The following is a 15,659-nucleotide window of genomic DNA, read 5'->3' as shown; positions in this document are numbered from 1 at the left end:
GACCTCTCCTGTCAATGAGTCATATTTTCAAGCTCTTCGCTAGATAGACGTTTGAGTGCCTCCAAGGATTTAGCCAATTCATCCAGAATCGGTTGCGAAGCCCCGCGCAGGGCCTCGATGCGTGCGCAGAACGCTTCGAGATGAGACGTGGCGAACAGCGCTTCCAGCGGGATATCCAGCGCCAGGTCCTTGCGCAAGGCCATGACCAGGCGTGTGGCCAGCAGCGAATGCCCGCCCTGCTCAAAGAAGTTGTCATCCAGCCCTACGGCTTGAACCCCTAGCAATTCACCCCATTGCGCAGCGACCTGGCATTGCAATTCGCTGTGCGGCGCACGGAACTGCCGGCTTGTTGCCTGCGGCAGCGGCAACGCTTTGCGATCGAGCTTGCCATTGGGGCTCAGCGGCAGGCTGTCGAGTACCACGATCTGCGCCGGCACCATGTGCTCGGGCAGCACGGCGCGCAGCTCGGACTTGAGTGCCTCCAGCACCGGCGCGCCGGTGACATAGGCCACCAGTTGCTGATCGACCGCCAGCACCGCAGCCTCGCGCACCTGCGGCTGCTCCATCAGCCGTGCTTCGATTTCCCCCAACTCGACGCGCAAGCCACGGATCTTGACTTGATGGTCGATGCGCCCGGCGTATTCGATCACCCCGCCTGGGCGGTAGCGCGCCAGGTCGCCAGTGCGATACAAGCGTTCGCCCTGACCGAATGGGCTAGTCACGAAACGTTCGGCGGTCAGCGCCGGGCGGCGGTGATAACCACGCGCCAGGCCCTCCCCCCCCAGGTACAGCTCACCGACGACACCCGGCGCCTGCACCTCAAGGTTGGCGTCCAGCACCCAGGTGGTGACGTTACTGATCGGCTCGCCGATCGGCACCTGGTCCACACCTTCTTCGCGGCAGGTCCAGTGGGTCACATCGATGGCCGCCTCGGTCGGCCCATAGAGGTTGTACAAGGTCGCCGCCGGCAGGCTTGCCAGGCACTGGCGCTGGGTTTGCACCGCCAGGGCCTCGCCACTGCAAATGATCCGCGCCAGGCTACGGCAGCGAGGCACGCCGTCACCCAGCAGGAACACTTGCAGCATTGATGGCACAAAGTGCAACGTGGTGACCTGGTGCTGTTCGATCAACGCCACCAGGCGCGCCGGATCGCGATGATCACCCGGGGCCGCGATGGCCAACCGAGCGCCGAACATCAGCGGCCAGAAGAACTCCCAGACCGAGACGTCAAAGCTGAACGGGGTCTTTTGCAATACCGTATCGCCCGGCGTCAGGCCATAGGCGCGCTGCATCCAGCACAGCCGGTTAGTCAGCGCCGAATGACGGTTGGCAGCGCCTTTGGGCTGGCCGGTGGAACCCGAGGTATAAATCATGTACGCCAGGCTTTGCGGGTCGATATCCACCTGCGGCGTGGTCGTCGGGTAAGCCGACCAATCCGCCTCGATGTCCAGCCGGGTCACGCTGTCGGGTACGGGCAGGTCCAGCCCGCGTTGCGCCAACAGGCAATGCACCGCACTGTCTTCGAGCATGTAGGCCAGGCGCTGGGCCGGGTATTCCGGGTCCAGTGGCACATAAGCGGCCCCGGCCTTGAGTACCGCGAGCAAGGCCACCACCAGCTCCAGACTGCGCTCGGAGGCGACCCCAACCAGCGTCTCGGGCCCTACGCCCCGGGCGATCAAACCGTGTGCCAGGCTATTGGCTCGGGCATTGAGTTCGCCATAGCTGAGGCTTAGATCACCGAACAGCAAGGCAGTCGCGCCGGGCGACTGGGCCTCGATCCAGCGCTGCACCGGAGCATTCAGCGCGAAGTCTTCAGCGGTCGCATTCCAATGCGCTGCCTGCTGACGCTGCGCGTGGTTTAGCGCCGCACTGATCTCGCCGATACGCGCATCGGGGTTGTCGACAAAGCCGTTCAGCACGTCGCGCAAGCCTTCGACCAGACCGCGCATGGCGGCCTCGCTGAAACGCTCGACGGCATAGCGCAAGGTCACACTCAGCCCCTGGTCTTGGGCGATCAGCACCGTTAATGGGTAGCTGGTCTGCTCCGGCGCTTGCAGGTTGGCGAACTGCAACCCTCCCGGTGCCCCTTCGCGCAGCGCTTGGGCAACCGGATAGTTTTCGAATACCAGAATATGATCGAACAACGCTTCGCCTGGCTGACCAGCCCAGCGCTGGATATCCGACAAAGGCGCGTGTTCGAAGTCACGCAAGCGGGCATTGTTCGCCTGCAATTGCGCCAGGCACTCGCCCAGGTGTTGCTCAGCCGTGGGTGCGCAGGTCAACGGCAAGGTGTTGATGAACAGCCCGATTTGCTGCTCCACCGCCGGCAGCGCTGCGGGCCGGCCAGCGACGGTGGCGCCGAAGGTCACCGCCGTTTCGCCGGTCAGGCGCTGCAACAACAGCCCCCACGCCAGCTGCACAACCGTGTTGAGTGTGACCTGGCGCTCACGCGCCAAACGCTGCAGGCGATCGCTCAGGCCGCTATCGAGTCGCAGTTGATGGTCCTGCTGCCTACCTTCGACGCCTTGCGGGTCGGCCAAGCCAATCGCATCGACCAGGCGCGTCGGGCCTTGCAACACGGCCAGTTGTTCTTTCCAGAACGCTTCGGCCAGGTGCATGTCCTGCCCCGCCAGCCAACCGATGTAATCGCGATAACGACCTTGAGGCGCTGGTACGCTGAGGCCCGCATAACGCTGCAGGACCTCGCCGAGCAACTGTGAAGTGCTCCAGCCATCAAGCAGTGCGTGATGATAGGTCAACACCACATGCTGGCGGTCTGTTGCCATCTGCGCCAGGTGCAGGCGCAATAACGGCGCCTGCAGCACGTCGAAACCGCGCTGACGTTCAGCCTCGGCCAGCGCATCGAAAGCCTGCGGTGCTTGGCCACTCAAATCGCTGCGGGTCAGCGGCAGCACTGCCCGGCGCATGACCAGTTGGTGCGGCTGGCGTGTATCGGCCGCCCAATGAAATGCGCTGCGCAGGATCTCGTGGGCATCCAGGCTGTCCTGCCAAGCTTGTACGAAGCGCACGCTGTCCAGCCCCGTCACATCCAGGCGAATCTGGTTGATGTAATCGGTGCGCCCAGCATCGAACAGGCTGTGTAGCAACATGCCCTGCTGCATGGGCGACAACGGGTAGATGTCATGCACCTCGCCCAGCGCCACGGGCAAGGCGTCCAACTGCGCCTGGGTCAGGCTGGACAGCGGGAAGTCGGCCGCCGTGGCACTGCCCTGGCCCGGTTCGCAGCAGTGCTCGACCAGCGCTGACAACTCATGGGCATAAGCATCGGCAACCGCTTGAACGCTCGCGGTGTCGTAACGCTCGGTGCTGAATGTCCATACCAGTTGCAACTGGCCCGCCTCGACCCGTGCATCGATGGACCATTCACTGGCCAACGGTGCGTCCAGCGACTGCTCGCGCCCGCCGGCATGCGCGGCCAATGTGAACAGCGCGTCTTGCTCGGCGAACCCAACGTCGAACTGGCCCAGGTAATTGAAGGTAATGGCCGGTACCGGCAAATCGGCAAGCACCCTGCGCACCGACTCATCGCCAAGGTAGCGCAAGACGCCAAAGCCACTGCCTTTACCCGGCACCGCGCGCAATTGCTCCTTGATCGCTTTGAGCGATGCCCCCAACCCGCCGACGGGCTTGAGGCGCACCGGGTAGAACGCAGTGAACCAACCCAGGGTGCGGGTTAGGTCGAGGTCAACGCCCTCGACCTCGCGCCCATGGCTTTCGAGCTGTACCAACAGTTCGTCACCGCCGGACCACTGGGTAACGGCTCTGGCCAGGGCTGTCAGCAAGAGGTCATTGACCTGGGTGCGATACGTCGCAGGAGCCTGTTGCAACAGTTGGCGGGTCACCCCTGCATCGAGGCTGACCTCGACCACACCGAGGTGACGGCGCTGGCGGCTGCCCTGTGGACGTGGGCAAGGTAGCGCCGGTTCTGCACCCGCAAGCAAGGCTTGCCATTGCTGCAGTTGCGCGGCCAAGGCAGGGCTCGTTGCGTGAGCTGCCAGCGCCGTGCGCCACGCCTGCAACGAATGCGTCTTGGCGGCAAGCCCGGCCGACCGGCCCGCCAGCACATTGAGATAGCTACTTTGCAGGTCCTCCACCAACACGCGCCAGGACACGCCATCGATCACCAAGTGATGAGCCACCAACATCAAGCGCTGCTCGCCCGCGACGCTGGCCAGTACCGCGCGCAACAGCGGCCCGTCCCGCAGGTCGAGGCTGCCCTGGGCTTCATCGGCCAGCGCCTCCCATTGGCTTTCGTCGGCCAGTTCCCGTTGCCACAGGATCGGCGTATAAGCGGGTTCGAAATGGGCAGCCCAAGCGCCCGCCTGCTGGTTAAAGCGCAGGCGCAGGCCATCGTGATGCTGCACGATCAGGCGTAGCGCCTGCGCGAGCACCTCGGCATCCAGGTGTTTTTGCACATCCAGCACCAGGGACTGGTTCCAACGCCCAGGCTCGGGAATCGCCTGATCGAAGAACCAGTGCTGAGCGGGCAGCAACGCCAACTCGCCGGTCACGGGTCCCTGCTCCACCTGTGTCAGCGCGCCCCGCTCGGCAATGCCGGCCAAGCCTTCGACGGTGGGGTGGCGGAACAGCTCGTTCGGCGAAAAGTGCAGGCCAAGTCGACGCGCCCGACTGACCACCTGAATGGAAATGATCGAATCGCCACCCAGTTCAAAGAAGTTGTCGTGCAGGCCAACCTTGTCGATTTTCAACACCTGCTGCCAGATCTGCGCCAAGGCCTGCTGCGCCGGCGTGACCGGAGCGACGTAATGCTGCTGGTGCTGCTGAAAATCCGGCAACGGCAGCGCCTTGCGATCCAGTTTGCCATTAGCACTCAACGGCATGCTCTCCAGCACCAGCAAGGTGGCAGGCACCATGTGCTCAGGCAGCGCAGCGCGCAACCGTACCTTGAGGGCCTCCACATCCACGGGGCCGGTGACATAACCGATCAATTGCTGATTCAGTGCGACCACTACCGCTTCACGAACGTCTGGATATTCCAGCATCCGCGCTTCGATCTCACCCAGCTCGATACGCAGGCCACGGATCTTCACCTGATGATCTATGCGCCCGGCATATTCGATCACCCCGTCGGCGCGTTGGCGCGCCAGGTCACCGGTGCGGTACAGGCGCTCACCCAGGCCGAACGGGCTGGTCACGAAGCGTTCAGCCGTCAGCGCAGCCCGGCGATGGTAACCACGCGCCAAGCCCTCGCCCCCCAGGTATAGCTCGCCGATGACACCGGCCGGGAGTGGGTTGAAATCACTGTCGAGCACAAAGCAGCTCAGGTTAGCGATGGGCTGGCCGATGGGCACGGTGTCACTGCCTTCTTCGCGGCAGGTCCAGTGGGTAACGTCAATCGCCGCTTCGGTCGGCCCGTAAAGGTTGTAAAGCGCAGCATCGGGCAGGCGTGCGAATACCTGTTGCTGGGCATCCACCGGCAGTGCCTCGCCACTGCAGATGATGCGGCGCAATGAGCGGCAGTCGCCGACCTGCTCGTCCTGCATGAACGCCTGCAGCATCGAGGGGACGAAATGCAAGGTGCTGATCTGGTGCTGTTTAATCAAGGCCACCAGGCGGGCCGGGTCACGATGATCGCCAGGGGCGGCGATCACCAGCCGCGCGCCGGTCATGAGTGGCCAGAAGAACTCCCACACCGACACGTCAAAGCTGTAGGGGGTTTTCTGCAACACCGCATCACTGCTGTCCAACGCATAAGCCTGCTGCATCCAGCAGAGGCGATTGGTCAGCGCCACATGCCGGTTGGCCGCGCCCTTGGGTTGGCCAGTGGAGCCGGAGGTGTAGATCACATAGGCAAGGTTTTCACGCCCGACGCTGACGTGTGGATCATTGGCCGGGTAGCTGTCCAACGCCTGCTCCAGCACCAGCACCTGCACCGCTGCCGGTAATGCCAGGCGGTCACACAGATGCTGCTGGGTCAGCAGCAGCTCGATACCACTGTCGGCAAACAGATACGCCAGGCGTTCGGCCGGGTAATCCGGGTCCACGGGCACATAGGCGCCACCCGCCTTGAGCACGGCCAACAGACCAATCACCATTTCCAGGCTGCGCTCGGCGGCGATCCCCACCAACACGTCGGCACCGACGCCTGCGGCGATCAAGCGATGTGCAAGGCGGTTGGCTCGCGCATTGAGCTGCGCGTAACTGAGCTGCTGCGTGCCGAAGACTAATGCCGGAGCATCCGGTGTGCGGGCAACCTGCGCTTCGATCAGCGCTTGCACCGTTTGGTCCAGAGGGTAGTCGACTGCCGTGGCGTTCCAACCCAGCAGCGTGCGCTGCTCGTCAGCCCCCAGTAGCGGCAACTCACCAAGGCGACGCTCGGCGCTGACACTCAGCTGTTCAAGCATGTGCACCAGGTGACGAGACAAGCGCTCGACGGTATCGGCCTGAAAATGCATCCGATCAAAACTCAGGTGCAGCGTGAGGCCCGCGCCCTGCCCTACCACCAGCGTCAACGGGTAATGGGTGCGTTCACGGTTACGCACGGCACCGAACTGCAACGTGTCGCCCGCTTCACGCAGGGCCTCGGCCACCGGGTAGTTGTCAAACACCAGGATGTTATCGAACAACGCCTCGCCCGCCTGCCCTGCCCAACGCTGGATATCGGCCAGCGGCGTATGCTCGAAATCACGCACCTGCAGGTTGACCTGCTGCACGAGCTGCAACCACTGCGCAACGCTAAGCTCACCACGCGGTGCGGCAATGACTGGCAGGGTATTGATGAACAGACCGATCTGCTGCTCGGCGCCCTCCAACTGCGCCGGGCGCCCGGACACAGTGGCACCGAAGCACACGCTGTCTTGGCCGCTGTAGCGCTGCAACACCAGCAACCATGCTGCTTGCAGCAACGTATTGAGGGTTACGTGAGCCGCTGTCGCAAAACGCTGTAGTCGCTCGGTGTTGGTCGCGTCTAGGCTGACATGACAGTCCCCGTAGCCCTCCTGCGCCGACGCCACAGGTAGGCAATTGACCAAACGCGTAGGCGCCTGCAAACCCGACAGTTGCTCGCGCCAGAACGCTTCGCTGGCGGCGCGGCCCTGGCGTTGCAACCAGCCGATGTAATCGCGGTACTGCGTAATCGCCGGTGCCGGTGCCTGCCCGCTGTAACGTTGCAATACCTCGCCGAGCACCCGCGAGTTACTCCAGCCATCCATCAACACATGGTGATGGGTGTAGATGATTTCCCAATCCAGCTCCGTCGTCTGCACCAGCACCAGGCGCAGCAAGGGCGCCTGCAGTACGTCGAAAGGCCGCGCTTGCTCCTCATCTGCAAGTGCATCCAGCGCCGGCATGACATCCTGTCGGCCACGCCAGTCTTCAACGCGCAAGGGCAACGCACGCTGGCGGTAGACCACTTGCACCGGGCGTTCTAGCTCGTCCTGCCAAATGAAACCACTGCGCAGGATCGGATGCGCCTGCAAGGTTGCCTGCCAAGCGGCCTGGAAGCGCTGAGGGTCCAGGCCCTGCACAGCCAGGCGCATCTGGTTGATATAGCTGCCGCCCTCGGCTTGCAGCATGCTGTGGAAGAGGATGCCCTGCTGCATCGGCGACAGGGCATACAGGTCCTCAAGCTCGCTCAGAGGCACCGGCAAGCGATCCAGGCCGGCTTGATCGATAAGGGCCAACGGGAAGTCCGAAGGGGTGGCCTGGGGCTGCGCCAATGCGCAGCAATGCTCAACCAGGGCGCGCAGCTCGTCCTGATAGGCATCGGCCAATGCCTGAATGGTTGCCGGCAGGAACATCTGATGGCTGAAGCCCCATTGCATCGACAACTCACCGCCATACACCTGGCCTTCCACGGTCAGCCAGTTGGCCAGCGGGGCCTCGCCATCCTGGGCCTGGCCGCTACCTTGAGCGGCCGGCACAAACAGCGCCGCCTCATCAAACTGGCGGTCGAATTGACCGAGGTAGTTAAAGGTGATTCGCGGCGCTGCCTGAGTGGCCAGGGCGTCACGCACATCCGCCGCGCCCAGGTAACGCAGCAGGCCGTAGCCAATGCCTTTGGCGGGCACCGCACGCAGTTGCTCCTTGACCGATTTGATCGCACTGCCCAGCTCGCCATCGGCTTGCAAACGTACCGGGAACAAACTGGTGAACCAGCCGACTGTACGGGTGAGGTCGAGGCTGTCGAACAGGTCCTCACGACCATGGCCTTCCAGCTGGATCAGCGCTGCCTGCTGACCGCTCCAACGGCTGATGACCCGAGCCAATGCCGTCAGCAGCAAGTCATTGACCTGGGTGCGATACGCCGCCGGGGCGTCTTGCAGCAATTGCCGGGTTTGATCGGCATTCAAGCGGGTTTCAAGCTTGATGCCCAGACGGTTCTGCAGGCCGCCCTGCAGGTTGTCACGTGGCAAGTCGGCGTCGATGGACTGCGCCTGCCAGAACGACAACTCGTGCTCAAGGGTGTGCGCATGGCTCTGCAACTGTTGAGCCCAGTGCTGGTAGGCACTGGTCTTGGCTGGCAGGGCTTGATCGCGATACGCCTGTTGCAGGTCTTCAAGCAAGATGCGCCAGGACACACCGTCTACCACCAAGTGATGGATGACCAACAGCAGGCGCTGGGTACCATCGGCCATCTGCACCAGGGCGGCATTCAACAGGGGGCCCTGTTGCAGGTCGAGGCTGCGCTGGGCTTCGTCACAGAGCGCCGCCAGCTCGGCGTCGTTGTCCACCTCGGACACCCACAAGCCGGACTCACTAACCGGCCCGGCGTGGGTTTGCTGCCACCCTTCGGACCGCTGGGTAAAGCGCAGGCGCAGGGCGTCGTGATGGTTGATCAGGCGGGTCAAGGCCGCGTCCAGGCGCGCCGCGTCCAGCGGCTCACGGGGCGTCAGTAGCAACGACTGGTTCCAATGGCCGCGTGCCGGGATGGCCTGCTCGAAGAAGCTCGCCTGCACCGGAGTCAGAATCACCTCGCCAGTGACCGGCCCCTGGTCAATGACGGTGGCCTGCTCAAACGTCGCCACCAATGCCAGGCTGCGTACGCTCTGGTATTGAAACAGGTCACGCGGGCTCAGGCGAATCCCGGCCTGGCGTGCACGGCTGACCACCTGGATGGAGATGATCGAATCACCGCCCAGCTCAAAGAAGTTATCATCCAGGCCCACCTGCGGGGTGCCGAGCACATCGCTCCAGATGGCTGCCAAGGCTATTTGCAAGGCATTTTCCGGCGCGCTATACGCCTGCTGCGGCGCCGCATCCGGCACCGGCAAAGCCTTGCGGTCGAGCTTGCCGTTGGCGGTCACCGGCAGTTTCTCCAAGTACACCATGTGGGTCGGCACCATGTACTCAGGCAAGCTCTTGAGCAGCCAGGCCTTGAGGTCGGCAGGGGCTTCGCCCTCCAACACCAGGTAGGCCACCAACTGTTTGCCGCCCTGCACCAACACCACCGCCTCACGTACCGACGGGTGTTGCATCAGGCGGGTCTCGATTTCCCCCAGCTCGATACGCAGGCCACGCAACTTGACCTGATGGTCGAGGCGGCCAAGGTATTCAATAACCCCGTCGGCACGCTGGCAAACGCGATCGCCGGTGCGATAGAGGCGCTCGCCTTCGACAAAGGGGCTGGGCACAAATCGCTCGGCCGTCAGCGCCGGACGCCGATGGTAACTGCGGGCCAGGCCGACACCGCCCAAATACAGCTCGCCAGACACACCGGCGGGCACCGGGTTGAGCTGGGCATCGAGTACCCAGGTGCCAAGGTTGGCGATGGGACGGCCAATGGGCACGCTGTCGGCGCCTTCGTCAACGCAGGTCCAATGGGTTACGTCGATGGCCGCTTCGGTCGGACCATAAAGGTTGTACAGCCCGGCCTGGGGCAGTTTGGCGAACACTTGCAGTTGTGCGTCCAGTGGCAATGCCTCGCCGCTGCAGACAATGTGCTGCAGGCTGGAGCATGCCTGTACGCCAGGCTCATGGATAAACGCCTGGAGCATCGACGGCACGAAATGCAGGGTGGTGATGCCATGGCGGCCAATCGTCTCGATCAGGCGCGCCGGCTCACGGTGTTCACCAGGGGCCGCGACTACCAAGCGGGCCCCGGTCATCAGTGGCCAGAAGAACTCCCAGACCGACACGTCAAAGCTGAACGGGGTTTTCTGCAACACCGCGTCATTCGCCTCCAGGCCGTAGGCCTGTTGCATCCAGCACAGGCGGTTGACCAAGGCGCGATGACTGTTGCCTGCGCCCTTGGGCTTGCCAGTAGAACCGGAGGTGTAGATCACGTAGGCCAGGTTCAGCGCATCGACCTCCACCACCGGCGCCTGACGACTGTAGGCATCGAGCCAGTCTGGCGCCTGGTCCAGGGCAATCACCTGGATGCCTTCGAGCGGCAACAGCGGCAACAGGCTGTGCTGGCTGAGCAGCAACTGAACGCGGCTGTCCTCGATCATGTAGGCCAGGCGCTCCTGGGGGTACTCCGGGTCCAGTGGCACGTAGGCGCCGCCTGCCTTGTGAATCGCCAGCAGGCCCACCACCATCTCGATGGAGCGTTCGACACAGATGCCCACCAGCACGTCCGGACCCACGCCCCGCTCGACCAAGGCATGGGCCAACTGGTTGGCGCGGGCGTCAAGCTGAGCGTAGGTCAGGATCGTGGCGCCGAACACCAGCGCCGGCGCATCGGGCGTACGCTGGACCTGATCCTGGATGAGGTGATGAATGCCGCGCGCGGTCGGGTACGCCTCGGCAGTCTGGTTCCAATCGCGCACCAGCACCTGCTGTTCTTCGTCGTCGAGCATCGCCAGCTCACCGATGCGCTGTTCGCCGTCAGCAACCATCGCTTGCAACAGGCGGGTCCAGTGTCGGGCCATGCGCTCGATGGAGCGGGCGTCGAACAGATCGTTGGCGTAGGTCAACGCGGCGTGCAAGGTGCCGGATTTTTCGTAGGTGTCCAGCGTCAGATCAAACTGGGTGGTACGGCCCTGCCACTCCACCAACGCCAGCTCCAGGCCGGAAGCGGTGCTGACCGAGGCGATATCGGCCACCACTGGCTGGTGGTTGTACATCACCTGGAACAGCGGCGTATGACTGAGGCTTCGCTCGATCTTGAGGGCTTCCACCAAACGCTCGAACGGCAACTCCTGATGGGCCTGGGCACCGAGCGCATGCTCCTTGATGCTTTGCAGCAGCTCGGCGACGCGGGTTTGCCCGCTCAGTTCGGTACGCAGCACCTGGGTGTTGACGAAGAAGCCGATCAGCCCCTCGACCTCACTGCGGTTACGGTTGGCGATGGGCACGCCGATGCGGATATCGCCCTGGCCGGTGTAGCGATGCAGCAACACGTTGAAGGCACCGAGCAACAGCATGAACAACGTGACGTTGTGTTTTTGTGCGTAACTGCGCAGTTGTGTGGCCAACGCCGGGTCAATCGCGAAATTGTGGCGGGTGCCCTGATAGCTGGGCATAGCTGGACGCGGATGGTCCGTCGGCAGCTCCAGCACCGGATGCTCGTCGCCCAGGCGCGCTTGCCAGTACTCCAACTGACGGGCCTGCTCCCCCGCTTCCAGCCAGCGACGCTGCCATAGAGCGTAATCGCTGTATTGAATCGGCAGCGCCGCCAACTGGGGCGCTTCGTTGCGCTCATGGGCGTCATAGAAACGGATGAATTCGTCGATCAGTACATTCATCGACCAGCCGTCTGAAACGATGTGGTGCAAGGTCAGTAGCAGCACATGCTCCTGCGCATCGAGCTTGAGCAATTGCACGCGGAGCAGCGGGCCGTTAGCCAGGTCGAACGGCAGCAATGACTGATTGATCGCCGCATCATTGACTGCCTGCTCGCGCGCCTCGATGGCCAAGTGGCTCAGGTCCAGTTGTTGCACGACCAACTGTGGCTCGACCGCCACTTGCAACAGGCGCTCATCGGGCTGGCGCTGGAACACCGTGCGCAAGGTCTCATGCCGCGCCACCAGGCTGACGAACGCCTGCTCAAGGGCGCAAAGATTCAACGCGCCCTTGAGCCGCACCGCGCCCGGCAGGTTATAGGCGCCACTGGCCGGGTCCAATTGCCACAAAAACCACATGCGCTGCTGCGCGTAGGACAGCGCTTGGCGATCCTCTGCCTCCACCCCGGCCGGTATCGGAAACCGTGAAAAATCCACCCCTTCTTTTTGCAGTGCCTGCAAGAACAACTGGCGCTTTTCCAGGGGCAACCCGATAAACCGGCGAGCAAGTTTCAAGGAGTCTTCAGCATTCATTTGTTGGGATCCGGAGCAATAGGCAGGAAGCACAAAGGCACGTCGTCCCTATAAAACGAACCGGCCGGGGAAAAATTAGCGGGGGATGGAGGACGTGACGCGAGGTGTCATCAGGGGTTACATCAATCCCAGGAAAGCGATGCGAACCCGAGCTAGCATTGACGAACACCACTTTTTGCAACTACATTTAGTTACACGCAGGGATCGCCGTGTCGAAAAATGAAAAGCTGCTCGCCAAATTGCTTAACGAACAAATGGCCTTCACTTGGCCCGAGCTTGTAACGCTGCTGCGTTGGCTGGGTTACACACAGATTGAGGGGGCTGGGAGCCGCGTCAAGTTCGACATCGGCGACCCCAGTGCAATGATTACCTTGCACAGGCCTCACCCCGGCAACGAACTGAAACACTACATTCGGCGCCAGATCATCGAACAATTGAAATCAGGAGAACTGATTCAGTGAACAACCAACTGAAACACAACGGCTACATCGGCTCCATCGAAGCCAGCCTCGAAGACAACTGCCTGTTCGGCAAGGTGCTGTTCATCAAGGCGCTGGTGAGCTACGAAGGCAAAACCGTGGCTGAACTGGACGCGGCCTTCCGGGAAGCAGTGGAAGACTATCTGACCACCTGCCAAGCCCTCGGGCAAACGCCCGAGAAACCCTGCAAAGGCTCATTCAATGTGCGCGTTGGGCATGACCTGCACTTGGCCGCTGCGTTGGCGGCGACCCGCAAGAAAGTGACGCTCAATGACCTGACACGCCAGGCGCTGAGCGAGTTCCTGCAACACCACAGCGGGGATGCTTGCCCGGCGATGGGCTGACTACCCCAACCGCCGATATCCCAGTACCGCAGCCCCAAATACCACCGCCCCTGCCACCAGCGCCATCCAGAACCCGCTGGTGGCGCCAAAGTGGTCGATCATCCAGCCGGAGCTGGCAGCGCCAATGGCCACCCCGATGCTGAGGCCGGTGATCAGCCAGGTCATGCCCTCGGTCAGGCGGCTGGGTGGGACAATGCGCTCCACCAGGGCCATGGACACGATCAACGTGGGTGCAAAGAACAGCCCGGAGATAAAGATCGCCACTGCAAGACCAGGGATATTGGTCACCAGCAGCAACGGCAAGGTGGTCAGCGCCGTGGCCACGCCGCAGATCAGGAACTGGCGGGGCAACGGCGCCTTGAGCTTGAGGGTGCCAAAGGCCAAGCCCGCCAGGCACGAACCGATCGCGTACACCGACAGCACGATGCTCGCCGCCGCCGGTTGGCCTTGGTGCTGGGCGAAGGCCACGCTGACCACGTCCACCACACCGACGATCACCCCCATGGCCAGCAGCAGGATCATCAGGATCAGCACTGACGGTGAAGCGATCAGCCAACCGCTGTGGTGCTCGTGGTGTTCGTGCACCGGGGGTTCGGTCTCACGTTGCAGCACGAAGGTAGTGACACCCACTGCCAGCAACAACGCAGCCACCAAGGGCCCGGCCTCGGGAAACAGCACCACGCTCAAGCCTACCGAAATCGGCGGGCCGATGATAAAGCACACCTCATCGAGCACCGACTCCAGGGCAAACGCGGTTTGCAGCTTGGGCTGGCCCCGGTACAACTCGGTCCAGCGCGCCCGCACCATGGCCGACATGTTCGGGATGCAACCGGCCAGGGCGGCGAACAGGAACAGCGTCCAGCTCGGCGCCTGCAAGCGGGTGCACAGCAGTAACATCAGCAATGCTCCGCCACCGATCAGCGCAGCGATGGGCAGCACCCGCCCCTGGCTGTAGCGGTCCACCAGGCGTGACACCTGCGGTGCGCAAAACGCCGTGGCCAGGGCAAACACCGCCGCCACCGAGCCCGCCAGGCCGTAACCACCGTGTACCTGGGACAACATGGTGATCAGGCCGATACCGGTCATCGATACCGGCATGCGCGCCAGCATGCCCGCCAGCACAAACGCCCGGGCACCCGGCACCTCGAACAACGCGGCATAGGGATTTGCCATGGGTAGAACGCCTTCAATCCTTAAATTGCGCCACCTTGTATCACACCAGGCGCTTGATCTGCTTATGCCGCCACACCAGGCGGTAATACGCCACCTGCAACGCCAGCATGGCCAGGTAGGTCACCGGAAACGCCATCCACACCCCTTCCAGGCCAAAGTGGGCATTGAACAGATACGCCATCGGCAACTCGACGCACAGCACACAAAAAATCGAGATCACCACCGGCATCAACACCACGCCGCTGGCGCGCATGATCCCGCCCACCACTGCCTGGAACCCGAACACCAGGATGCTCCACAACATAATGTGCAACAGGTGTTCAGCCTTGACCCGTGCCGCGTCGTCGGTGATGAACAGGCCCAACAGCCAATGGGACAACCCGTAGCCGAGCACAATCAGGCCCCCGGTCAGGCAGGTGTTGATCAACAGCCCCGTACGCAGGATCGGCCCGATCCGTTCCAGGCGCCCCGCGCCAATGGCCTGGGCCCCAAGGATCGATGCGGTGATGGCAATCGACAGCGCCGGAAACTGCACATAGTTGACGATCTGCGTCACCGCCCCATAGGCCGCCGTGGCCTGGGAACCGTGGCCGTTGACCAGAGCGAGGATGACCAATTCAGACAGTGACAACACCACCATCTGCAAGCCGGTGGGCAGGCCAATACGCAAGACTTTGCCCAAAATGGCACGGTCCAACCGCAAGGCTGCAATCAGCTCCCGGTCCGGCGCCATCACATGGTTTTTATGCCGCAGGCGCAGCACCAGAAACAGCATCGCCAACGCGTTACCGACCAACCCGGCGTACACCGCACTTTGGATGCCCATGGGCGGCAGGCCGATCCAGCCTCGAATCAGCGCCGGGGTCAGCAGCAGGCCCACCAGGGTCGAGACCACCAGCGCCAGCAGCGGCGAGACCGTATCGCTGACCCCGCGCAACAATTGGGTATAGAGGATGAACACCAGCAATAGCGGCATGATCAACATCATCTTCTGGGCATAGCCCACCGCATCGTCCAGCACATCCACCGGCGTGCCCAATGCTTGCAAGGCCGGGCGCGCAAACAGGCTGCCCAGCACGGCCGCAATCAAGCCCACCAGTGCGCCCAAGGTCAGGGTGGCGCCGGTAATCACCTTCACCAGCCCCGTCTCCTGGGCACCCCACGCCTGGCCGATCAACACCGACGCGCCCGCACCCAAGCCAATCACCAGGGCGATAAAGAAAAACACGATGGGGAACATCCCCGACACCGCCGCCAACGCCTGGGTGCCGAGCATTTGCCCGACGTAGATACCGTTCAGGGTGCCGGAAAAACTCTGCAAAAAGTTGGACAGCACCATGGGCGCCAGAAAGATCAGGTAGACCTGCCACAGCGGGCGTTGCAAAGGGCTTTGCATGAAAAACGGGGCCTCGGGGTCACTAAAG

5 protein-coding genes are annotated in these 15,659 nt (G+C 62.8%); 2 read left to right on the top strand and 3 right to left on the bottom strand.

The features are described 5' to 3' along the window. Positions 1–11: 11 nt before the first annotated feature. On the bottom strand, positions 12–12,239 hold the full coding sequence (locus ACLD1Y_RS21475; RefSeq protein WP_429479815.1) for a non-ribosomal peptide synthase/polyketide synthase: 12,228 nt from the start codon (positions 12,237–12,239) through the stop codon (positions 12–14). Positions 12,240–12,448: 209 nt separating this feature from the next. Between ACLD1Y_RS21475 and ACLD1Y_RS21470 the strand changes: the two genes are divergently transcribed. Continuing rightward, a complete protein-coding gene (locus ACLD1Y_RS21470) occupies positions 12,449–12,700 on the top strand; it encodes a type II toxin-antitoxin system HicA family toxin (RefSeq protein ID WP_429479814.1) in 252 nt (83 codons plus the stop codon). Next, entirely contained in the window at positions 12,697–13,062 is a 366-nt protein-coding gene (locus ACLD1Y_RS21465; protein WP_429479813.1) for a type II toxin-antitoxin system HicB family antitoxin, read from the top strand. The genes ACLD1Y_RS21470 and ACLD1Y_RS21465 overlap by 4 nt, the downstream gene beginning before the upstream one ends. Here the strand turns inward: ACLD1Y_RS21465 and ACLD1Y_RS21460 are convergent, their stop codons facing one another. Both ACLD1Y_RS21460 and ACLD1Y_RS21455 read right to left on the bottom strand, forming a co-directional pair. Next, positions 13,063–14,235 (bottom strand): MFS transporter, encoded by a 1,173-nt coding sequence (locus ACLD1Y_RS21460; protein WP_429479812.1) that lies wholly within the window; start codon positions 14,233–14,235, stop codon positions 13,063–13,065. It abuts the gene before it with no gap. 40 nt (positions 14,236–14,275) lie between these two features. Beyond that, on the bottom strand, positions 14,276–15,631 hold the full coding sequence (locus ACLD1Y_RS21455) for an MATE family efflux transporter (RefSeq protein ID WP_429479811.1): 1,356 nt from the start codon (positions 15,629–15,631) through the stop codon (positions 14,276–14,278). Between the last annotated feature and the right edge of the window lie 28 nt (positions 15,632–15,659).

Source organism: Pseudomonas sp. 18175 (assembly GCF_050432925.1).
In the GTDB taxonomy this organism is placed as follows: domain Bacteria; phylum Pseudomonadota; class Gammaproteobacteria; order Pseudomonadales; family Pseudomonadaceae; genus Aquipseudomonas.
Note: the sequence above shows the minus strand (reverse complement) of the source record. Positions and strands in the feature narration are given on the sequence as shown.

What these genes read in the sequence shown, in the direction of transcription:
- ACLD1Y_RS21475 (WP_429479815.1), bottom strand. Translation starts at nt 12,239, where the DNA reads ATGAATGCTGAAGACTCCTTGAAACTTGCTCGCCGGTTTATCGGGTTG.
- ACLD1Y_RS21455 (WP_429479811.1), bottom strand. Translation starts at nt 15,631, where the DNA reads ATGCAAAGCCCTTTGCAACGCCCGCTGTGGCAGGTCTACCTGATCTTT.
- ACLD1Y_RS21460 (WP_429479812.1), bottom strand. Translation starts at nt 14,235, where the DNA reads ATGGCAAATCCCTATGCCGCGTTGTTCGAGGTGCCGGGTGCCCGGGCG.